General features: G+C 35.3%; 17 protein-coding genes. All 17 read left to right on the top strand.

Annotated features, from left to right (window positions below; all coding sequences use genetic code 11):
- The first annotated feature begins 563 nt into the window (after positions 1 to 563).
- The 17 genes from BM130_RS11840 (at position 564) to BM130_RS11755 (ending at position 23,514) form a co-directional block, all read left to right on the top strand.
- Positions 564 to 1,256 carry a DUF5020 family protein gene (locus BM130_RS11840; RefSeq protein ID WP_010527560.1) on the top strand — a complete coding sequence of 231 codons (693 nt, stop codon included), beginning with the start codon at positions 564 to 566 and terminating at the stop codon, positions 1,254 to 1,256.
- A gap of 18 nt (positions 1,257 to 1,274) precedes the next feature.
- Positions 1,275 to 2,567, top strand: a complete 1,293-nt coding sequence (locus tag BM130_RS11835) for an NCS2 family permease (RefSeq protein WP_010527559.1) — start codon at positions 1,275 to 1,277, stop codon at positions 2,565 to 2,567.
- Between the two features lie 287 nt (positions 2,568 to 2,854).
- Entirely contained in the window at positions 2,855 to 6,304 is a 3,450-nt protein-coding gene (ileS, locus tag BM130_RS11830) for an isoleucine--tRNA ligase (protein ID WP_010527558.1), read from the top strand.
- A gap of 27 nt (positions 6,305 to 6,331) precedes the next feature.
- Positions 6,332 to 6,709, top strand: a complete 378-nt coding sequence (locus BM130_RS11825) for a TraR/DksA family transcriptional regulator (protein ID WP_010527557.1) — start codon at positions 6,332 to 6,334, stop codon at positions 6,707 to 6,709.
- A 225-nt stretch (positions 6,710 to 6,934) separates the two neighbouring features.
- Positions 6,935 to 7,552: a lipoprotein signal peptidase gene (locus BM130_RS11820; RefSeq protein WP_010527556.1), complete on the top strand. Its 618-nt coding sequence runs from the start codon at positions 6,935 to 6,937 to the stop codon at positions 7,550 to 7,552.
- A 767-nt stretch (positions 7,553 to 8,319) separates the two neighbouring features.
- The gene (locus BM130_RS11815; RefSeq protein ID WP_010527555.1) at positions 8,320 to 10,731 is read left to right on the top strand and encodes an SLBB domain-containing protein; all 2,412 of its coding nucleotides are present in this window, start codon (positions 8,320 to 8,322) and stop codon (positions 10,729 to 10,731) included.
- 56 nt (positions 10,732 to 10,787) lie between these two features.
- Positions 10,788 to 11,909, top strand: coding sequence for a Wzz/FepE/Etk N-terminal domain-containing protein (locus BM130_RS11810; RefSeq protein ID WP_010527554.1), 1,122 nt, complete (start codon positions 10,788 to 10,790; stop codon positions 11,907 to 11,909).
- Between the two features lie 88 nt (positions 11,910 to 11,997).
- Entirely contained in the window at positions 11,998 to 12,393 is a 396-nt protein-coding gene (locus BM130_RS11805) for a nucleotidyltransferase substrate binding protein (protein WP_010527553.1), read from the top strand.
- 100 nt (positions 12,394 to 12,493) lie between these two features.
- Positions 12,494 to 12,802 (top strand): nucleotidyltransferase domain-containing protein, encoded by a 309-nt coding sequence (locus tag BM130_RS11800; RefSeq protein WP_010527552.1) that lies wholly within the window; start codon positions 12,494 to 12,496, stop codon positions 12,800 to 12,802.
- Between the two features lie 324 nt (positions 12,803 to 13,126).
- Positions 13,127 to 14,659, top strand: a complete 1,533-nt coding sequence (locus tag BM130_RS11795) for a lipopolysaccharide biosynthesis protein (protein ID WP_044138652.1) — start codon at positions 13,127 to 13,129, stop codon at positions 14,657 to 14,659.
- Positions 14,656 to 16,002 carry a Coenzyme F420 hydrogenase/dehydrogenase, beta subunit C-terminal domain gene (locus BM130_RS11790; RefSeq protein ID WP_010527550.1) on the top strand — a complete coding sequence of 449 codons (1,347 nt, stop codon included), beginning with the start codon at positions 14,656 to 14,658 and terminating at the stop codon, positions 16,000 to 16,002. The genes BM130_RS11795 and BM130_RS11790 overlap by 4 nt, the downstream gene beginning before the upstream one ends.
- Entirely contained in the window at positions 15,999 to 16,259 is a 261-nt protein-coding gene (locus BM130_RS15465; RefSeq protein ID WP_010527549.1) for a glycosyltransferase family protein, read from the top strand. The genes BM130_RS11790 and BM130_RS15465 overlap by 4 nt, the downstream gene beginning before the upstream one ends.
- A 10-nt stretch (positions 16,260 to 16,269) precedes the next feature.
- Positions 16,270 to 17,115 carry a polysaccharide pyruvyl transferase family protein gene (locus tag BM130_RS11780; RefSeq protein WP_157998106.1) on the top strand — a complete coding sequence of 282 codons (846 nt, stop codon included), beginning with the start codon at positions 16,270 to 16,272 and terminating at the stop codon, positions 17,113 to 17,115.
- Positions 17,116 to 17,142: 27 nt separating this feature from the next.
- A complete protein-coding gene (locus BM130_RS11775) occupies positions 17,143 to 18,303 on the top strand; it encodes a glycosyltransferase family 4 protein (protein WP_010527547.1) in 1,161 nt (386 codons plus the stop codon).
- Positions 18,304 to 18,538: 235 nt separating this feature from the next.
- Positions 18,539 to 19,750, top strand: coding sequence for a VpsF family polysaccharide biosynthesis protein (locus tag BM130_RS11770; protein WP_010527546.1), 1,212 nt, complete (start codon positions 18,539 to 18,541; stop codon positions 19,748 to 19,750).
- A gap of 1,929 nt (positions 19,751 to 21,679) precedes the next feature.
- Entirely contained in the window at positions 21,680 to 22,498 is an 819-nt protein-coding gene (locus tag BM130_RS11760) for a glycosyltransferase family 2 protein (RefSeq protein ID WP_010527544.1), read from the top strand.
- Positions 22,499 to 22,596: 98 nt separating this feature from the next.
- The gene (locus BM130_RS11755) at positions 22,597 to 23,514 is read left to right on the top strand and encodes a glycosyl transferase (RefSeq protein WP_010527543.1); all 918 of its coding nucleotides are present in this window, start codon (positions 22,597 to 22,599) and stop codon (positions 23,512 to 23,514) included.
- Positions 23,515 to 23,791: the final 277 nt, after the last annotated feature.

Here is a 23,791-nt window from a genome sequence, read left to right as displayed (position 1 = left end):
GCCTGTTAGCGCCGATGGTACTGCGTAAAAGCGGGAGAGTAGGTCGCCGCCGACTTTAAAAGAAAATAGAGCTCCGATTCATGAAAATGAGTCGGAGCTTTTTCTTTTGTGGTGGCCGTAACAACGCAAAGACGCAAAGGCGCAGAGTTGAAAAAGGAGAGAAATGCCCTGTTGTATTATATTGGGAACAAATAGAAGAACCGGCAGAAAAGGTTTAAAGCTGCCTCGATGCGACACAATCGCCTGCATAAAGGCGACTCACTCTCCTGCTTCGATGCGAATTCATCACCTCTATCGATGTGACACAGTCACCTGCTTCGATGCGATTCAATCACCTGGTTTCGTTCCTTTAAAAGGAATGGTTCTGTTTTTTGAGGCCAATGACGTTTTTCGCATTTCTTTCATATTATATATCCCTTCTTTTACTTACTCTGTTTTTTCCAGGGGGATTAGGTTTTATTTTTTATATTTTTTTAAATAACCTTCTGTTATAGCGAGGGATAATAATAATTTGAATATTTTTCTCTATTTTTGGCGCTTTAATTTTAAACCATTAAAAAAATATGAAAAAAGTTGTTGTCATTCTTGCTCTTAGCCTTTTTACCCTAAACAATTTTGCCCAAAATCTTCAGGTGCATTACGACATGGGAGAGGACAGGGGATATGTTACCACTACTCTCGAAATGTTTAAACCCGATCAATGGGGAAGCACTTTTTTCTTTGTTGATTTTGACTATAACACCGATGTAGGTGAAAGCGTTTCGCTGGCATATATGGAAATTGCAAGAGGAATTAAATTCTGGGATAGTCCATTCGAAATACATGTTGAATACAATGGAGGATTTGGACAATATGCCCCTGGCCGTTCGTATTCCATTAATGATGCCTGGTTGCTTGGTGGAAACTATACCTGGAATAGCCCTGATTTCAATCGTATATTTACTCTTCAGGCTATGTATAAAAATATTCGTGATAAAGAAGATGCTTCTTTTCAAATAACAGGGGTCTGGACAATGCATTTTAACAACAAAAAATTTACTTTTTCCGGTTTTGCCGACTTCTGGAAAGAGGAAAATTTCTTTGGTGCGGAACCTAATATAGAAACAACCGATTTTGTCTTTCTTACAGAACCGCAAATATGGTATAATGCCAATGAACATCTTTCACTGGGTAGTGAGATCGAAATAGCATCCAATTTTGCTGGACATAAAGGATTTAAAGTGTGCCCAACCGTTGCTGTTAAATGGAATTTTTAAGACTAAACGCATAATGATATGTTAGAAAAGTTTTTTAATCTCAAAGCGAATAAGACTACTGTTCGGACCGAAGTTATTGCCGGGATTACCACTTTTATGACCATGGCCTACATTTTGGCTGTTAATCCAGACATCCTATCGGCCACGGGCATGGATAAAAGTGCGGTTTTTACCGCTACCACTTTGTCTGCAATTGTTGGAACCCTTGTAATGGCCCTATGGGCTCGTTTGCCTTTTGCATTAGCCCCCGGGATGGGCTTGAATGCCTTTTTTGCCTTCACCGTAGTTTTAGGTATGGGATATAGTTGGCAGTTTGCTTTAACTGCGGTATTATTGGAAGGAATTATATTTTTAATTCTTACCGCCTTTAATATCCGGGAAGTGATAGTAAATGCCATCCCTATGAATATGAAGCATGCCATTTCTGCAGGGATAGGTTTGTTTATTGCGTTTATAGGAATGCAAAACACCGGACTCATTGTTAACAGCGATGCCACCTTGGTTACGCTTGGCGATATGAGCTCTCATACCGTTTGGATTACTTTATTCGGTCTGGTGGTTATTGGCGTTTTATTGGCACTAAAAGTACGTGGCGCTTTGTTGATTGGTATTTTTGCCGCTACTATAGCAGGCATTCCACTAGGGGTGACGCACTTACCCGAAGGGTCCTGGCTGACGTTACCGCCTTCTATCGAACCTATTGCTTTTAAATTTGATTTTTCCAACATCTTTAGTGTTGATATGCTTATAGTGTTGTTCACCTTTCTTTTTGTGGACATGTTTGATACAGTAGGAACTTTAATAGGTGTGGCTTCAAAGGCCGATATGATTAGGGAAGATGGTACGTTGCCTCGCGCCAAACAGGCTTTGTTTGCCGATGCGGTAGGAACTACCGTTGGTGCTATGCTCGGTACCTCTACTGTTACAACCTATGTTGAAAGTGCCTCTGGGGTTGCCGAAGGCGGACGTACCGGATTAACGGCACTAACTACCACAGGGATGTTTTTTTTGGCTTTATTTTTATCGCCTTTGTTCCTTATGGTACCTGCCGCAGCAACAGCTCCCGCACTTATTTTGGTAGGTTCATTTATGATGTCTCCAATCCTGAAAATTAATTTTGACGATTATACCGAATCGATACCGGTATTTTTAACCATTATCATGATGCCTTTAGCCTATAGTATTGCTGAGGGTATTGTTTTTGGAATGTTGTCTTATGTAGCTCTTAAATTATTATCGGGCAGAGGTAAAGAGATATCCTGGATTATGATTTTGCTTTCCATTCTGTTTGTCCTGAAATTTTTCTTTTAATTGGGAATGGGAAAACAAAAGCAATAACAGGTGCTAAATTTTTAAAATCGAGGAAAGAAAGAAGATTAAGGAATTTTCAGCGCTTTAGCCTGATATTGGAAAATTAGAACTTTTATAAAATATAGCGATTTTTTAACATATAGAATTATATTTCAGGCATTACCGTCGGCCGGGAGCATTTATTTGCTTGGCCGACGGTTTTTGTTTGCCTCATTTCTATTTGCTTTTGTTTCAGTCAAACGATATATTTGTATGCTTTTAAAACGGAGGTTAAAACAATATTATAAATGAGCAATAAATTTCCTGAATACAAAGGATTGGACCTCGCCAAAATCAATCAGGAGGTTCTGAAAGAGTGGGAAGAGAATAAAACTTTCGAGAAAAGTCTGACCAGCCGTGAAGGCTCTCCATCTTTTGTTTTTTATGAAGGGCCGCCCTCGGCCAATGGTATGCCGGGAATCCATCATGTCATGGCCCGTACTATTAAAGATATTATTTGTCGATATAAAACACAAAGAGGATATTATGTAGAGCGAAAAGCCGGATGGGATACGCATGGCCTTCCGGTTGAACTGGGAGTTGAAAAGGCTCTTGGTATCACCAAAGAAGATATTGGAAAATCCATTTCTGTTGCAGAATACAACCGGGCCTGCCGCAAGGATGTCATGAAATATACCGATATGTGGGAAGACCTTACCCATAAAATGGGCTATTGGGTCGATATGGAGCATCCATATATCACCTACGATACAAAATATATCGAAACCTTGTGGTGGATGCTAAAAGAACTTTATAAGAAAGGTCTTCTCTATAAAGGTTATACCATTCAGCCATATTCACCGGCAGCAGGTACAGGTTTGTCTACCCATGAACTGAACCAACCGGGATGCTATCGTGATGTTAAGGATACTACCTGTACAGGGCAGTTTAAGGTAGTGAGAAATCAGGACTCTGAATTTCTTTTTGATGGTTGCGATGCCCCGTTATACTTCTTGGCATGGACAACAACACCCTGGACACTTCCGTCAAATACCGCCCTGGCCGTAGGACCTTCAATACGGTATGTGAAAGTAAGAACCTTTAATCAATATACCGGAGAGCCATTGGTGGTAGTTTTGGCAAAAGATTTAATGTCATCGTGGTTCGATTTGAAGAATGCAGACCAACCGTTGGAGGATTACAAACCCGGAGACAAGAAAATACCTTTTAAAATATTGGATGAGTTTGACGGTGAAAAATTGGTTGGCTTGCGTTATGAACAATTAATTCCCTGGGTAAAACCCGATGGGGATGCTTTCCGTGTTATTGCAGGTGATTTTGTTACCACCGATGATGGTACCGGAATTGTTCATATTGCCCCCACCTTTGGTGCTGATGACGATCGAGTGGCGAAAGAGTCCGGCATCGCCCCGTTGCTGTTAAGAGACAAAGATGGAAAACTTCAGCCAATGGTGGATCGTACCGGGAAATTTTTCCTCATTAAAGACCTGGACCCTCAGTTTGTGAAAACTAATATTGATCTGGAGGCTTATAGTGAGTTTTCAGGCCGATATGTAAAAAATGCCTATGATGAGAACCTTTCCGATGCGGATGCGTCTCTTGATGTGGATATCGCCGTATTGCTGAAAAAGGAAAACAAAGCTTTTCGGATAGAGAAATATGTACACAGCTATCCTCATTGCTGGCGTACCGATAAACCCGTACTCTACTATCCTCTTGACAGTTGGTTTATTCGTACTACGGCTGTCCGCGACCGAATGATTGAATTAAACAATACCATCAATTGGAAACCTCAATCTACCGGTACCGGTCGCTTTGGTAAATGGCTCGAAAATCTTGTTGACTGGAATCTCAGCCGTTCACGCTTCTGGGGTACACCCCTTCCTATTTGGCGGACTGAAGATGGAAAAGAAGAAAAATGTATCGGGTCGGTAGAAGAGCTAATACAAGAAATAGATCGGTCTGTAAAAGCCGGATTAATGGAAAAGAATCCATTTGAAGGCTTTCGACCCGGCGATTATAGTGAAGAAAACTACAGCAAAATAGACCTGCACAGACCTTTTGTTGATGAAGTGGTGCTGGTATCGGAAGAAGGGAAACCAATGTACCGGGAGCCCGACCTCATTGATGTTTGGTTCGATTCCGGTGCCATGCCCTACGCACAGGTACATTACCCATTTGAGTGCAACATCACGGATGGAGAAAAGGGCAAAGGATTTCCGTTCCCCGCTGATTTTATAGCAGAAGGTGTAGACCAAACCCGTGGGTGGTTCTTTACATTGCATGCGCTGGCAACCATGCTTTTTGATAGCGTGGCATTTAAGAATATTATATCCAATGGGCTGGTGCTCGATAAGAATGGTAATAAAATGTCGAAGCGTCTGGGCAATGCCGTTGACCCCTTCGAAGTTATTGAACAATATGGTTCCGACCCATTACGCTGGTACATGATTACCAATGCACAGCCATGGGATAACCTGAAATTTGATATTTCAGGTGTGGATGAAGTGAAACGTAAATTTTTCGGAACCCTCTATAATACCTATTCCTTCTTTGCTTTGTATGCCAATATAGATGGATTTACCGGCAAAGAGGATGTGGTGCCTGTTTCTGAACGTCCCGAAATTGACCGTTGGATTATTTCACTGCTTAATACCCTGAAAAAAGAAGTTAACGAAGCTTTAGATAATTTCGAACCTACCAGGGCCGGTCGTGCCGTCCAGGAATTCGTTACCGAAAACTTGAGTAACTGGTATGTGCGATTAAACCGTAAACGCTTCTGGGGCGGTGATTTTGACAGAGACAAATTGGCAGCTTACCAGACATTGTACGAGGCGCTGGAAACCGTTGCCATATTAGCTGCGCCAATTGCACCTTTTTATATGGACCGTCTCTTTTGTGATTTGAATAAACGGTCAGGACGACATGACGTGCAATCGGTTCATCTGGCCCAATTCCCTGTAGCCGATGAAACGCTTATTGACCGTTCCCTGGAAGAACGAATGGGATATGCTCAGCAAATTTCTTCTATGGTTTTGGCCCTGCGTCGTAAAGTCAATATTAAGGTTCGGCAGCCTCTTCAAAAAATTATGGTGCCGGTTTTCGACCATCATTTTGAACAACAGCTCGATGCCGTTAAAGATTTGATTAAAACCGAGGTCAATGTCAAAGAAATTGAGTATCTTAAAGATGTTACCGGCGTGCTGGTGAAAAAAATCAAGCCCAATTTTAAAACCTTGGGGCCCAGATTTGGTAAAATGATGAAGGGCATCAGTAAAGCTTTTGGGCAGATGAGTCAGGAAGATATTGCCCGGTTTGAAAAGGATGGTCGATTCGACCTTCAGGTTGATGGTCAGGTAGTGGAATTGACACGTGAGGATGCTGAAATTATTAGCGAAGATATTCCCGGCATGCTCGTTGCTAACGAAGGGAAGATAACGGTGGCATTGGATGTAACCGTCACCCCTGAGTTAAAGGAAGAAGGTATCGCTCGGGAGCTGATAAATCGTATCCAGAATATTCGTAAGGACAGTGGGTTTGAAGTCACAGATAAAATCAGAATCAATATTCAGAAAAACGGAAAAATTGATTCTGCTGTGAATCGCCATAAAAATTATATTTCAACCCAAACACTAGCCCTTGAAATTAATCTGGTTGATGTCTGTAATAGTAGCAATGTTCATTCCGTCGAAATCGATGATAATGTGAATACATTGCTCGAAATTAGTAAGGTTTAACCTTTTATCTTAATAAAGTTTGTCATTATGGCAGAAAAGACCCGTTATTCAGATGAGGAGCTGCAAGAATTTAAGGAATTAATTCTTGCCAAGCTCGAAAAAGCAAAACGTGATTACGAATTGCTTAGAAATACCATAACCATGGGAGATGGTAACGATACGCAGGATACTTCTCCCACGTTTAAAGTTTTGGAGGAAGGTGCTTCGGTCCTTTCAAAGGAAGAAGCCGGAAAACTGGCTCAGCGGCAGCAAAAGTTTATTCAACACTTGCAGGCTGCTTTGGTGAGAATTGAAAACAAAACTTATGGCATCTGCCGTGAAACCGGAAAACTTATTTCCAAAGAGCGGCTTAGAGCTGTTCCTCATGCTACCCTGAGTATTGAAGCTAAAAAAGCTCAGAAATAACAGGTTTTGTATTCAAGCAGTGTGGTGTCACAAAGGTGATAAAACGGAATTTTTTGATACGGAAGGTATCATATGCCTTCCGGTAAAATTTTTATGATTGTTTTGTTCGGGCATTGTTATCATCTCTATAAGATGATTTCCTGCCCGACCTTATTTTCCAACATCTTATATCTAAACATCCAACAATCTTATAGCTAATTATCTAATCTTTTTAATGTCGGGGGAATGGGAAAACTAAAAACACCAATACTAATTATTTTAGCAATATTAATCATTGATCAGTCTCTTAAAATATGGGTTAAAACCAATATGATGCTGGGAGATGAGTTTCCCGTTATTGGTGACTGGTTTTATATTCATTTTGTCGAAAATAACGGGATGGCTTTTGGCATGGAATTGGGGGGGGACTGGGGAAAGATTTTTCTGAGTTTGTTCCGTATTGTGGCAGTTACAGGTATTGGTTGGTATTTGTATAAACTTTCCTGTAAGGGAGCACCCAAAGGTTTGATAATCAGCATTAGTATGGTGCTGGCCGGTGCCTTAGGTAATATTATTGACAGTATGTTTTACGGAATGATTTTTAGCCACAGTTATTCCCAGGTGGCAACTCTCTTCCCCGATGGTGGTGGTTACGCCCCTTTTCTGCACGGCAGAGTGGTGGATATGTTCTATTTCCCTCTTATCTCAGGTCATTATCCCCAATGGTTACCCGTCTTGGGAGGAAAAGAATTTATTTTTTTCAGACCGGTTTTTAACATTGCGGACTCATCTATTACCTTAGGAATTATTTCTATTTTTATTTTTCAGAAGCAGTTTTTCAAAAACGAAAAATTAGCTGTTTGAGATTAGTTTACATGTTTATTACTGCAACCGGCTGTGCTGATTAGTGAGTTACACTTTGCTATATTTTACGATATTGCTGTTGGCTTTTACAATCAAAATTCTTCTATTTTACTTCTTTAAGTGTTTCGCTTGAAGCTTTAGTGATGTTTTTTATTCGTATAAATTTTACTTACTTCGTTGATATATTGCTTCTTATAAGTAGTCGTTAGTGGATAGTCGTTAGTCATTAGTTATTTAATACTAACCACTTGTTAACTAATGACTAATCACTTCTTCTGCCTTCTGCCTGTGCACTTCTGCCCAGGGCTTTTTATACATGTCCTTTTGTGGCAAAATGCCGCCATGCTCGTTTCATCCGTAATATTACTTAAGTTATTGGTTGGATGGAACTCGCACGACCTAAAGTTTATACATGTTCTTGTTGTGACAAGTTTTCTTGGCCATGCTCGTTTCATCCGTATAAATATTACTTAGATAAATTTTATACTGTCGAATTAGATAGCTTTATGCGGAAAAAGGAAAGTTTTTGTTTTTTTTTCGTGGCTTGGAACGCTTTTTTAATAAATTTGTGCTGCTAAAAATGAACCTTTTTGTAAGGAAATCATTATAAAACGCAACAGAAGAAAAACATTAGCCTGATTAAATCGTTATCTTCTCTTGTCATACTTATTAGGTGTTATTTTTTTACTGACATACCTTTAATGGGAGTCAGGAAGCGGTAGTGTGCCAAAAAGTTATCAGTCAATTTATCTTATCCTTTAATTATTATGCGGAAACAGATTATTCTTTTTTTTCTGGTAGTGGCTTCGTTTTTTTCCATAGAGGGTTATGCCCAGCAGAATATTAACCCCAGGGAAATAAAAATTTCCGAATTGAGCGATAGCCAGATTCAGCAAATTTATAATGAAATAATGAGCCGGGGACTGTCTGAGGAGCAAGCCATGTCACTGGCTTTAGCACGTGGCTTTACTAGTCAACAGATTAATGAGCTGCGTCAAAGATTTGAAGCTTTAGGCCTGGGTGCCGACTCATCCGGCCAGGATTCAATTCAATCTTTAGGTGGTGAAACATCTTTTGGTGAACAATTATCCGAGAAAAAAGTAATTATACCGGGGGAGGAAGAAAGGAATTTGTTTGGTTTTAGCTTTTTTAATTCTGAGAATTTAACTTTTGAACCGAGTGTTAACTTACCTGTTTCCGATTCCTATATTATAGGTCCCGGCGACGTAATTTATATCGATATTTGGGGTGTGTCGGAACAAAGCTACCAGTTAACGGTTGATAATTCCGGGAATATTAATATCCCCGGTGTTGGTGCCGTTCAGATTGAGGGACTTACTCTGGGAAAAGCCAGAGAGAAGGTTTTTAATAAGTTGGTCCTTATTTATAGTGAACTAAAAGGTGATAATCCTAAAACTTTCGCTAATATTTATCTGGGACAAATTAGGCCCATTAAAGTTCATGTCATTGGTGATGTCTTTGCTCCGGGCAGTTATACCCTTCCCGGAACAGCCACGGTTTTTAATGCTCTTTATCTGGCCGGAGGTCCCAACCTTAATGGTTCGTTTAGAAACATTAAAGTGATCCGCGAAGGTAAGGTTATTAAAACTTTGGATGTATATGATTACCTGATTAATGGTAATGCTTCCCATAATATTACCCTCCGCGATGATGATGTTATTTTGGTTCCGGCATACCTTAATCGAATCCGGGTTGGAGGGGAATTTAAACGAACCGGAATCTTTGAAGCAAAAGAGGGCGAAACGGTTGCCGATATGATTAAATATGCCGGAGGTTTCACCGATAAGGCGTACCATGACCGGGTGGAAATTTTCAGAAACGAATCCCGGCGTATGCTGTTCCGGAGTCTTACAACCGACCAGTTTGAATCAGAATTGGTTCAAAACGGTGATAGTTTATATGCCGGAGTAATGACACAACGCATAGAAAATAGGGTAATTCTGGAAGGTGCCGTTATGCGTCCCGGTAATTATGAGCTGGGGGACGGCCTGATGCTTTCTGAATTGTTGAATCAAGCTGATGGATTGAGAGAAGATGCTTTTATGGAGCGTGCTCAAATTCTGCGTCTTGATGAAAATAATCAGTTACAAAATATTCCTTTCAGCGTTAAAGAGTTGATTGCCGGAAACTTTGATCTGAAATTGCAACGCGAAGATATTGTCACCATTTATTCCATTGACGATCTGCGGCAACAGAGAACATTGGAAATAAGAGGCGAAGTAGCTTCTCCAGGTGCTTATGAATATCGAGAAGGGATGACCTTAGCCGATCTTATCGCTTTGTCAGGTGGTTTTCTTGAGTCAGCTTCCAACTCTTATATAGAAATATCCCGTCGTTTAAGTTACGAAGAAGCCTCTATGTATCAGGTGCGAACAGGGCATTTGTTCCAGTTTGCCGTATCCAGGGACTTGAAACTTAACGCTGAGGATCAGGAGTTTGTTCTTCAGCCATTTGATAAAGTATATGTTCGTAAAGCCCCCGGTTTTGTTACAACCGGTTCCGTGAAAATTGCAGGTGAGGTGATTTATGCCGGGGATTACACGCTTACCAACAGAAAGGAAAGGATTTCTGCTCTGATTAAACGAGCCGGTGGTCTGACACCTGAAGCATTTCCCGAAGGTGCTATTCTTACCAGAAAAGTTGAAGTTTCCCCCAAAGTAAAACGGCTTAGAGAGAAATTGATGAAACAAGATACTTCTTTACAATTTGAAAATCTTGGTTTTGAGGTGGTGGCTATTGATTTGAGAGAGGCTTTAAAAAATCCGGGAAGTAAAGATGACATTTTTTTGCAGGATGGAGATGAAATTATTATCCCGAGGGAACTACAAACAGTTAGAATTCAGGGTGAGGTGCTGAATCCCAACAGTACCCCATTTGTGAAAGGTCGTACTTTACGGTATTATATCAATCAAAGCGGAGGATTTTCCGATTCTGCCAAGAAAGGAAAAACTTATGTTGTTTATCCTAATGGTAAAGCTGCTGCTACTACAAAATTTTTATTTGTTCGAAACTATCCTAAAGTTTTTCCGGGTTGCGAAATTATTGTACCAGCAAAAAGACAAAGAGAGCCTTTACCAGCCTCAGCGTGGATTAGCATAGGCAGCAGTGTGGCTTCGCTGGCTCTGACTGTAGTTACTATTGTTAATGCCATTAACTGATAATTAGATAGAATACGATTTTTATTTCCTGTTTTTTCAGGCATAATTTTTTTATTATGGAGAATGAAACCCGCTATAATGTTTCGTCTAACGAACGACCCATCATAAAAGATGATGAAATTGATTTTATTGCGCTGGCTCACGTTATTTGGGATAAGCGTAAGACTATTTTTTATTCGATAGGAGTGGCTATTGTTATAGGTTTGCTTGTAGCTCTTCTAAGCCCTGTAAAATTTAGTGCTTCAGCTACCATCCTCCCTCAGACCGATGAAAAAAATGATTTGGGTGGCCTCAGTGGACTGGCAAGTATGGCCGGCATTAACATAAGCTCCATGATGGGGAACAACGGCGGAATACAGCCCGATTTGTATCCTAAAGTTATTCAAAGTTATCCTTTTCTTAATGAACTGGTACATCAGCCTTTCCAATATGAAGATGAGCCGGAACCTGTTTCTATTTACGATAAAATGATTAAAGATACCATTCCCGGATTGGCCGATTATCTTATTAAGTTCACTATTAAATTGCCATGGACCATCAAGAATGCTTTGATGGGTAAAAAAGATGAGTTGGGAAGCGATATAGAATCTGGTCCTATTAAAAAGTTGAGTAAAGAAGAGCAGAGGATTTTTGAAACCATGATGGAGCGAATTTCTGTTGAGGTAGATCAAGAGACAGGCCTGGTCACCATATCAACAGAAATGGAAGAACCGTTACTTTCTGCGCAGGTAGCTCAAAAGACAGTAGAATTACTTCAAAAGTATATTATTGAATACAAGACCCGGCAAGCACGCAATAATCTGGAATTTATTCAGGCCAGATACAACGAGAAAAAGGCAGAGTTTGAAAAGGCAAGAGCTGCTTTTTTCGATTACCGCAACCGCAACCGTAATGTTGTTGAAGAGCGCACCGATATGCGTTATCAGGAGTTGAGCGATGCCTACAATCTTGCTGCTCAGGTTTACCAAAACCTTGCCGAACAGCTGGAACAGGCCGAAATAGCAGTTAAACAGGATACACCGGCATTCTCAATCATTGAACCGGTTAAAATCCCAATCGAAAAATCGGCACCTAAAAGATCGCTCATAATGGTTGTTAGTATCTTCCTGGGGGGCTTTTTAGGTATCGGCGTTATCTTTGGACAAATGATGGTCAGGAAGTTTAAAGAGGCCTGGTGAGAATTTCAGTGGGTTGGGAGATACCTGCCGCGAGGGTGGGTACCTGACGGATGAAAAATTAAAAATTCTTTGCTCATAACACTTTTTCATGGATATTCGCTGGAAACAACGATACAATAATTATAAAAAAGCCTTGGAACAGCTTTCAAGGTTCCTTAAGCACACTACGCTAAATGAAATGGAAGAGCAAGGGCTTATTCAGGCCTTTGAATATACCTTTGAACTGGCATGGAAAACGCTACAAGATGTTTTGGAAGAAGAATCAGGTTATGAAGGAATTAAAGGCCCTCGCCCTGTGATTAAACAAGCTTTTAAGGATGGATTGATATCAGATGGTGAAAAATGGATGGAGATGCTTAAGGATCGTAATCGGTCCTCTCATACTTATGATGAAGATACTGCCCAAGAAATTATTGATGCAATACGTCAGGTTTATTACTCTCTTTTCTGTCAGTTGGATAGCAATCTTAGGCAATATTTATGATAGGTCAGGCAGGAAGGCAGAACAAATTAAGTGTAACTAAAGTATTGTATTTAAATTTAATTGCATTGCGATTATAATCAGAAGAATATTCAGCACCTTTATGGAGAGCAGGAACAAATACGGTTTAACCAAAAAAACAATGGATGCCTTACGCAGCGTTTTTTCCAAAAACAAAGATGTCGAAGGCGTTATTCTGTTCGGCTCCAGGGCTAAAGGTACTTTTAAGGAAGGAAGTGATATAGACATAGCTCTGATTGGTGATAAATTGAACATGACCTCTCTTAGAAAAATTGAGCTGGAACTTGACGAACTCTCGCTGCCCTACCATTTGGATGTTGTTATTTATAAAAATATTAAAGAACAGGCACTTAAAGAGCATATTGATAGAGTGGGGGTGAGGATTGGGTGAAGGAGATGGATTGATGAAATTTGATTGATATAGAAATAGTGTTATTCCTTGCCTTGTATCTATAGATATAAGTTGCTGAATATTGAGGGTCTTTAATAAATGAAATAGGTTCAAACGTGTGTAGTGCTGGTGCTATAGTCTTTTGAGATTGCAATCTATTGATTTAAAAATAGAGAATTTAAATATAGGAAAGGATAAGTTTTTCATCGTTAAATTTGTTTTTCTAATAAATGCAATGCTTTGGGTAAAGGTCCCATTAGACTTAAAATTAAGTTTTAAGAATGGGTTTTTGTCATTGTAGATTTTTAGTAAGGTGTTTTTTGAATGGTAGACCAGAGAACAAAAAGAATTGCCAAGAATACATTCATGTTATATATACGGATGTTCCTGATTATGGGAGTGTCATTGTATACCTCTCGTATTGTGCTTAATACCTTGGGGATTGAGGATTTTGGTATTTACAATGCAGTGGCAGGTTTTGTGACCATGCTTTCCTTCCTGAATAACGCTATGGCTTCAGCAACTCAACGGTTTTTAGCTTTTGAACTTGGGAAGGAAGATAAAACAAAGCTTCATAATGTGTTTAATATGAGTATAAATATTCATCTTCTTATTTCCTTTGTAATTTTTATACTCGGTGAAACTATTGGATTATGGTTTCTCAAGACACAGTTAACTATTCCAGTGGATCGAATGGAAGCTGCGGCTTGGGTGTACCATTTTTCCTTAGCAATGTTAATTATTGAAATGATTAGTGTTCCATACAAAGCAATAATTATTGCTCACGAAAGAATGGATATTTTTGCATGGATAAGTATAGCTGAAGTAAGTTTAAAGCTTTTTGTTGTATTTGTTTTGCAAATGTTTGGATTAGATAAATTGAAATTTTATGCTGTATTGTTATTTGGGGTTATTTTTCTCATAAAGTTTTTAACAGGAGTATATTGTCATATTAAATATGAAGAGAGTAAGTTTCGTTTTTATTGGAATTCATCACTCTTTAAAATTCTTTTTAGTTATGCCGGCTGGAATCTATGGGGAAATTCTGCTGGGGTAATTATGGGACAGGGTATTAATGTTTTGTTAAATATATTTTTCGGCCCAGTTGTTAATGCAGCTTATGGAATTGCTTTTCGTGTAAAAAATGCTGTTAATCAGTTTGTGCAAAATTTTCAAATAGCACTTAATCCTCCTATTGTTAAATCTTTTGCTGCCAACAATTTAAAATACATGCATCAGTTAATTTTCAGAGGCGCCAAATACTCTTTTTTTTTGTTATTTTCTTTGTCTCTGCCTATTTTATTTGAAACAGAAATAATTTTAAAAATTTGGCTAAAAACCTTGCCTGTTTATAGTGTTATATTTACAAAATTAGTTGTTGTGAATATACTAATTGAAAGTATTTCACGGCCATTAATGACTGCTGCTCAAGCTTCTGGTAAAATCAGGTTATATCAAACTGCTGTAGGTTCTTTATTGCTATTTAATCTTCCAGTATCTTATTTATTTTTGAAGTTAGGCTTTGCTCCTGAATCTTCGTTATGGATTGGCATTGTAATTTCAATAATTGCATTATTTGTTCGATTGAAGATTATTAGTCCTTTGGTGAAATTAAATGTTATGAAATTTTTTAAAGAAGTTTTATTAAGAATAATTTTTGTATCGATAATTTCAATAATTATTCCCTGTTTTACAAATATTTATTTACAAAGTGGATTTTTTAGATTATTTATAAGTATAGTAGTTGCTTTGTTCTCTGTGGGGTTGGCTGTTTATTTTGTTGGTTTAGATAAAACAGAACAAATTTTTGTAAATAAAAAGCTAAAATTAATTTTTTTTAAAATAAAAGGTCAATGAACATTCCAAAAGTTTTAGGCAATGTAGTTAATAATGACCTTTGTATTGGTTGTGGACTTTGTGTTTACATTTGTCCAAACAATGCACTGGAAATGAAATGGAATAAATATGGTTTTTTAATACCTGAATTATCAGACAAATGTGATAGTAATGGGGCTTGTTTATTAGTTTGTCCTTTTAACCCTTTCCCAAACAAAGAAGTAAGAACCGAGAATGAACTTGCTGAGAGTTTTCTAAAAAGAGCTCCAAAATATCATAAAAGGATTGGAAAATATTTTGATATTTATGCTGGATATTCAAAGGAATTTCGTTTAAATTCTTCTTCTGGGGGAATTGCAACTTTTATTTTATCTGAATTGCTTGAAAGGGGTATTGTTGATAATGTTTTTTGTGTAAAAGAATCGACTAAGAAAGGAGTATATTATGAATATGGGGTTAGTCACTCAAAAGAAGAATTAATAAACTCATCTAAAACCAAATATTTTCCGGTATCGCTTAGCGAAGTAATGTCGAAAATTCAAGATTTAAAAGGGAAAATTGCTGTGGTGGGTGTAGGTTGCTTTATAAAAGCTGTTCGTTTAGCTCAACATAAAAAACCAGAGTTGAAAGAGAAAATACCTTTTTTAGTAGGAATTATTTGCGGTGGAGTTAAAAGTAGTTTTTTTACAGAGTATTTAGCTGAAAAATCTGGTGTTCTAAAGCAAAACATTGAAAAGCCAAAGTATCGTATTAAAAATATTGAAAGCACTGCTGGAGATTATTTATTTGGTTGTATTAATAAAAATAGACAATCAGAACATACTCTTAGAATGAGATCCGTCGGCGATATGTGGGGAACAGGATTATTTAAAGCTAATGCATGTGATTTTTGTGATGATGTAACCACTGAGCTAGCAGATGTTTCTTTAGGCGATGCATGGCTACCTCCGTATGATAAGGACGGGGCTGGGACCAATGTTATTGTAACTCGATCTTTTTTAGCCAATGAGATAATTCAATCTGGGATTAAGGACAATAAATTAGTAATAGAATCATTGGCATTGGAGCGATTTTTAACTTCTCAGCAAGGAAGTTTCAATCATAGGCACCTCGGTCTTTCATTTCGACTTAAAATTGCAAAGAAGAAGGGTTTTATTCCGCCCAAAAGATTTAATGAGAAGATTAGTTTTAGTTTTATGTTGGTTCAAAGGATGAGAATGATTGTCCGAAGGAAAAGCTTGGAATTGTGGAATAGTAATCCTAATGCTGTGGTGTTTGATAAAAAGATGAGAAAATTTTTGCTTTTTCTTAAGTATTTAACAAAAGTGTATCATTATTGGGGATTAAAAAAACGAAAAAAATGAATATAGGCATTCTTACTTTTCAGCATTCCATCAATTTTGGTGCTCAATTGCAATGTTTTGCGTTGCAGAAATTTTTGGAAAGTAAAGGTTTTAATGTTATGATAATTAACTATATTCCTGATGAAAAAAAGGGAATGAAATTGTATAAAGGATTAGGAGTTAGAAAATATGGAATCTTATATGCTTTGCGAGTATTATTTCTTAGATTGTTATATGTCAATAAAGCGAAAAAAAAAAATAAAGGATTTTCAACATAACTATCTTAATTTGACAATAGAATGCAATAAGGAAACCATAGATGATCTTGTTAAAGATTTTGATGCTATTGTAGTTGGGAGTGATCAAGTTTGGGGACCAGCTTTCCATGGAACAAAAGTTTATTTTTTGGGTAATATGCCTTCATTTCATGGTAAAAAAATTAGTTATGCTCCATGTTGTGCATACAATAAAGTTAATGAAAATGATAAGTCTTGTTTGTCTCATTTATTACAACAGTTTGATTCAATATCTGTTAGAAATTCTGAAACACAGACATTTGTTCGAGATTTAATTAATGTTGATGTTCCAATAGTGCAAGACCCAATATTTTTGTATGATTTTGAAAAAGAAAAAAATAGTTTTGTTGTTCCTTATAAAAAGTTCATTTTAACTTATTTGATTGGGGAAGAGATTAACGGTGGAAATGAAAATGCAATTGAAGAAATTAAAATTGTGTATGGTGATATTCCCGTTATTGCTATAACCTTGTCTACGCCTGAAACTTTAAAATATTTTTCTTGGGCTGACCAAGTTTATTGGAATCTATCTCCTTTTGAATGGCTTAGCTTAATTCATTCTTGTACCTTCTTATATACTGATTCATTCCATGGTATGGCTTTTGCTTTAAAATATCAGAAACCTTTTATTGCTTTTTATTCAGAAGAAAAACGTAAATCTAGATTTCTTGATTTTATGAACCGATTTGATTTGTCTAATGTAATTGTGAATTCGGTTTCTGATATTATAAGAAACAATAGTGTTGTAAATAATGTGAATTATCAGAAGGTGAATAATCTGTTAGAGAAAGAACTTATTAAGTCAACTGAATTTTTAAATAGATCTTTTTTTGAGTAATATAAAAAGACTTTAATTTTAAAAAATATGAAGGTTTTATATATTACTCATTATGTAGGGTTTTATGGAGCTAATAAAGCTTTGCTACAATTAATTTTAGATTTAAGAGGGGAAAATATTAATCCTTTAGTTTTAGTTCCTTGTGATGGCCCCTTTTGTAAAGTGTTAAAGTCTCATAATATTGAATTCATAATTAAGAACTTTCATAATTGGAGATATGATTCAAAAAAAGATAAATTTGTTATTCGATATTTAAAGTTAGGTTATTATATTTTTTATGACTTTCTTAACATTTTGCCTTTTTACTGGATATTAAAAAGAAAAAGAATTAGTCTAATTCATACTAATAGCAGCATGATCCCAATAGGCGGATTAATGGCGAAACTACTTAGAATTCCTCATGTTTGGCATTTAAGAGAATTTGGTGAAGGAATGCATTATGATAACTATTTTTATTTTGGGAAAAAGTTATCGGGGAAATTTATGAGCTATACTTCAGATTGTGTTGTAGCCATTAGTCATGCTATAAAAAATTATTATGCCACAATAATAAAAGGAAGAGAAATTGAAATAATATATGATGGAATTTCTTTTGGAGAAGAAAGAACTTTTTCGACCTTCAAAAAAGATGCGAGGAAAATAAATTTATGTGTTGTTGGCAGAATTAGCCGTGGTAAAAACCAAATGGAAGTACTTAAAGCTTTAAAGTTTCTCCGGGAAAGTGTCCGTGAGCAAATATTATTATATATTATAGGCGATGGGGATGCAAAATATCTTTCTGCAATGTATGATTTTATAAAAATGAATGATTTATTTGCTTATGTTAAAATTTTAGGTTTCCGAGAAGATGTGTATTCTTTGTTGGAAAAAATGCATATAGGAGTTGTAGCTTCTAAGTCTGAAGGGTTTGGTTTAGTTACTGTTGAGTATATGATGCATAATGTTGCTGTAATAGCTTCCAATTCAGGGGCAAATGTTGAACTTGTTCAAAACAAGAAAAATGGATTAATATATTCTCTTGGGGACTATTTAGAGTTAGCTAATAAAATTGATTTACTAGTTGGAAATGCTGTTTTCAGAGAATATCTGGCCAAAAAAGCTTTTAAGTATGCGAAAGAACAATTTCATTCTAAAATTTGTGCAAAAAAAGTTTATAATATTTATCAAAAATTATTATTTGGCAATTAATATCGGTGGTTGCCTTCATTTAATTTTTAGAAGAGTTTTTTATTTGAGGTAGTTTAGGTTTTTTTTATGCAAGGATTGATAGGAGCTTTGCTTAGGTCAATTTGATTGAATTTATAGTTCTATTTGACGTCAGTTTAGTGGAGATGATGTCTTTTTTTAGACCTTTAATTTATTGAACTGATGTTGCATTTTAGAATGTAATTTTCCCCATGAAATTTTAATAATCTAAAATTAAATGTATCGATTAGTTTTTATTTTGTCATTTTTTTGCTTGTTATTTATGGGAGAAAATGTTTTATCATTTATGGGATATGGAATCGGAATTTCAGAATCTCCTTTTTGGCAAAAACTTTATCCTTCTATTTATTTTTTTTTATTTCTTATTATTGGATTGTTTTTTAAACGTATACGAGTATTATTTAATACGATAAAACGGATTAAATTCTATCTTTTAATTTTTTCTTTGTTGATAATCTTTTCTATTTTTTCCTTAAAAAGTGTTCCCATTTCATTTTTGCCGAATAATTTTTTTCTACCAATCCTTGTGCTTATTACACTGTCGTGTTCTACTAAAGAGGAAATAAAAATTGCAAGAAAGATTCTAATTCTTTTTTTTGTCCTCAGTTCTTTGTTAGCTATATTTGAGAAAATTTTACATATTCATATTTTTTCTTCTGGTTTTTTGAGAAATAATATTAGCATCGGTGAATTTCGATCAACATCATTTAATGATCATCCTCTTAATAATTCTTTGATAACCTCTGTTATAATGGGTTTTTTGTTGGTTTCTGAGATGAAGTTATTTAATAAAATAACTTTATTTATGTTGGGGTATGTGGCTCTTTTATGCTTTGGGTCTCGGAGTTCATCAGGATTAATGATATTATTTTTAATTGTTTTTATTTTTAAATACCAATCACTACATAAAGCTTCGGGAAGTTTTTGTATAAAGAAGAATACATTTGTATTATATTTCCTTTTTTTTACTGCAACGGTTATTATTAGTGTTTTATTATTCAACTCTAGTATAGCAGATAGGATTCTTAATAATTTGACAATTGACAAAAGTATTTTGGCCCGTGTTGATGTTTTCAATATTTTGAGATACCTCTCCTTTAAAGAATTTGTTTTTGGCGTTAATACAGATCTGATTATTAGTTATATGAGAGTTTCCGGGTTAGGAAATCATATAGAGAATTTCTGGATCTTATGGGTCCTTTGGTTTGGAATACCTTTTACAATTTTATTGTCTTATTATTTTATTTCTTTTTGTTGGAAGCTGATTTCAAACTATTCATCTTTTTCAAAAAAATTTGTTTTTGCTGTATTTTTTGTGATAGCCTCAACAAATAACTCTTTAGCGTATAGTACTACAGTTATTTCAGTATTTGTGCTATGTGCAAAAGTGTTACAGGATGGATTTTTATCTAGGAAAGAACTCGCTTGATAATTTTTTGCATCTCATTAAACAATTTTTTTTTAATATTTGGCAGCTTAATATTAGACAAAAATTTGTTTTTAGCTTTCAATAGAAGTTATGAGTAAGACGAAATTTAAAGATTGTTTGTAGGTAAAAATTCTTAACGAGAATGATACGTGCATGGCAAATATGAGTCCCAAATTAATAAAGTGTAAAAAATATGTTATTTTAGTCCCTTTAGACTATTAATTTTGATAAAATTTTTAAGGATGAAATGGTTTTGAAGCAAAAAGCCTTTGTCGGGTAAATTATATATATTGAGTTGCCTTTAGTGATTGATAAAGAGGTGTTTCGGGGTGAAAATGGCCCAACTTATATGTTTAAAAAGAATTGGAAGAAGAATTCAGGAAGTTCAAACAGATGTATGCAAATGCCAGATTGGATAATAAAAAGATAAAAATATGTTAGAAAAAAGGTTTAAACCTTGCAGGGAAAGGGTTGTGTTCAATACTTGTAGACCACTTATTTTATTTGCATAGGCAGTACATCCAGAATAGTGAACACACATCGCAACATTATAGCAATACGATAGAGGACTTTAAGAATGCTAGTAATATAGTTCTGAATTAGTAAGCTTCTCTCCAAAATTGGACAATTTGAAAAAGAAAAATTAGTGATAATATTAAGCAGTATTTTGAAAAGAAATAGGTTTACTCTAAAAAACATTTCTTCCATATTAAAAGAAGTAGCTTTGAAGATGAGCTTTTAGGGAAACATTGGGTTAGCGAAGTTGCACCTTATAAATGGAGCCAACCAAAAGGTGAGATGGAAGCTTCACAATTGGAATTTCTGAAGGAACGTGAAGAAAAAGATCGCAGGCTAAATGATGTTTGACTAGCTTCCTCTAAATCATAATATAGTAAAGAAAATATTAGAAAAAACGATTTTAGGCCCCGCGAGAAAAATTTTTCGAATTAAAAGATTTTAATTTAGTTTCTGGAGATATCAGTAGGGGGTTGTATATTAAATTTAAGTCAGGCACGTTTTTTATTTCCAAGGCAAACGAGAAGATGGAGCTGTGAAGGGAACATTAGAAAAAAAGCAAAGATCATCTAACAGAAGGTTATTGTAAAGAGTACGGAAGATTAAAGACTGAAAGTTATGTTTGATGAAACCTTAAAGTGTTCAAAGGGTTCAGGGTTTGTTGAAGTTTATTTTCCGAAAGTGGGGTAGGAATGGGTAAAAGTACCATAGAAAATACTATAAAACAAAAAATACACATGAACGATGGATTCCATGCACAATGCATTGGAAAAGGCAAAAAAATAAAGGCATTTAACGTTATAGATGATAATAGCCAGGAGTCCTTGTATAGGGAACTGGATTATTCAATCTATGCTAAAGAGGCTGTGTTTTTGTTTTACCATTTGATAAAAAGGCTAGGTTAAACATTCAGAATACAAATGGGCAACGGTCCTTAATATTTATCAGAGATTTTTTAAGAGTTGAGTGAAATGAATGAGGTCGAGTTGCTACATACTCAACAAAACAAGCCGACTTAAAATGCATTAATAGAACGTTTGAACCGAACGTTAAGGGGGAGATGTCCTTGATTGTATTCCTGTTTGGATTATTAGATGTAGATATTGATTTTATCGAGCAATGGTGAATGGATAACTTTAATAATTCCCGACCTTATGATTCTTTAGGTGGTATTGGGACTGTTGGAAATGATAAGGAAAAGTCCAACCAAGTTTTAGACAACAAAGGAAGGGAGTATTGAGAACTTGTCAAGAGTATATAAACGGTATTCTAGACAGCTATGTTTGTTCCTTAAATATGAAATTAGGAATTTGTTTTTTTGAAAAAGAAAATGTTCATTTTGTAATTGCTTGATAGATATATGAATAAAATAATTTTTGGTAATTCTTATTGATTCATAATATTAATTTGTTTATGGGGAGTAGAAAGAATAAGGTGGTTGTTAGTGTTATTACGGTAGTTTTTAATGAGTATTCTTCTATTGAAACCACATTAAAAAGTGTTATAGGACAGAGCTTTGATAATTTTGAATACATTTGCATTGATGGCGGAAGTAATGATGGTACATTGGAATTACTTGAAAAATATAAGAAATATTTTAGCGAATTTATTTCAGAACCTGATGCAGGTGTTTATGATGCAATGAATAAGGGGCTAAATTATGCGAGAGGGGAATGGGTTATTTTTATAAATTCAGGGGATCAATTTTGTGATAAATATGTGTTAGAAAATGTTTTTAAATCGAAAATTTATTGTGAGGATTCAGCAGTAATTTATGGAGATACCATCCTTGATTCTAGTGTGGGAGCAATTTATTCTAAATCTGACCGTCCTTTTTTCCAAATGGATTCATTTATAAAAAGTAAAGGGATTTGCCACCAAAGTGTATTTGTAAGAAGGGATGTTGCTTTAAAATATAAGTTTAACCATAATTTAAAAATTTCTGCTGATTTTAAAATGCTATACGATATCTACCAAGCTGGATATCATTTCCAATATTTGGAAATGCCTATTAGTATGTATAAAATTGATGATGGAATTTCAAAAAAAAATCAAATCCAAGCTTGGAAAGAAGATGCAATTGTAATAGGGATCGATAATACTATGCAATTTAAAATTTGGTTTTTTTTTGCACGTTGCTTTTTTTTCCTAAAAAAATACTTTTCCAAGTATTTTAGGAATTTTTTTCCAAATTTCTTTTTGGTAATAAAAAGATATAGGTTGAATAAGTAATGATTAGCTGGGAACTCTCTCGCTAAGGAAAGTGGAAAACTCTATATTTTTTGTATTAAATTCGTCATTTAGGTATATATAAAAAATTATTTCTATGTATGTGGATTTTTAATAAGTTGTATTTTTATCTGGCCTCAATTGAGGAATTAAAGAAGCCTTTGCAAAGAAGAAACTGTTATTTAATTTCTATCAAAATTATAAAAAGACTTTGTGTTTATGGAATAATTTTCATTTTCTTTTTAAAGTATAAATTTTTCAAGAGGAAATTAATTAATACTGAAGGGAATGTAGTAATATCAATGACTTCTTTCCCTGATAGAATTAAAACGGTTTGGCTTACTATTATGTCTATCGGAAATCAAAAAGTTAAGCCATCACGAATTTTGTTATATTTATCATTAGAGGAATTTCCAGGAGGAATAAATGATATTCCTTCAACTTTAAAAAAATTGATGGAATATGGGCTGGAAGTAAAGTTTGTTGAAAATAATATCCGATCATATAAAAAGTTTTATTATGCATTGCAAGATTTAAAAAATAGTATAATTGTTACTATTGACGATGATTTGATTTATCCTGAAGATACAATTTATAGGTTACTTGAAGTTTATAGGAAATTTCCGAATTGTATTATTGCAAATAGGGCAGTACGGATACTCAAAAATTCAGAGGGTGTTTTGCCTTATGAGTGTTGGGAACGAGTGATTTATCCTGGGTGTGATTCATCATTTGTTGCCATCGGTTGTGGAGGAATTCTTTATCCACCATTTTTTAAGCCTTTTGACTTATTCAAAGAGAATCTATTTATGGAATTAGCTCCTTATGCTGATGATTTATGGCTAAAAGTTATTGAATTTAAGAATAATGTAAATGTTGCAACAGGTGATTTTTTTGCGCATCCAATGGTAATTCCATCCACTAAAAAAAGCGCCCTTATGCGAAGAAATGTGGGAGAAGAAAAACTAAATGATTTTCAGTTTAGGCGGTTATGTGAATATTTTGATATTAAAATGTGAAAGTATAAATATTTTGAAAAGGTTTTTTTATGGCATTTAAGGTTAAAGAAATCGAATTAATTTTTGGTGGGTTTGATAATTAATTAAAATATTAATAGGTTTAATTGAGTTTCAATTTAGAACAGAAATAGGTGACAGTTTTGTTTTTAAGTCTTAAATAAACTGAATAAATTAAACGAATTGGGAGTATTTAGCTGTTATAAATATGTTTGAAGTTTATTTAGTCTGGGTACAGGTGTGTCAATAAAGCTTTTCTTTTAAGAAATGAGAATCTGAA

This window comes from Thermophagus xiamenensis, from assembly GCF_900112795.1.
Lineage (GTDB): Bacteria > Bacteroidota > Bacteroidia > Bacteroidales > Marinilabiliaceae > Thermophagus > Thermophagus xiamenensis.
This window is presented reverse-complemented; position numbering and strand designations above follow the sequence as displayed.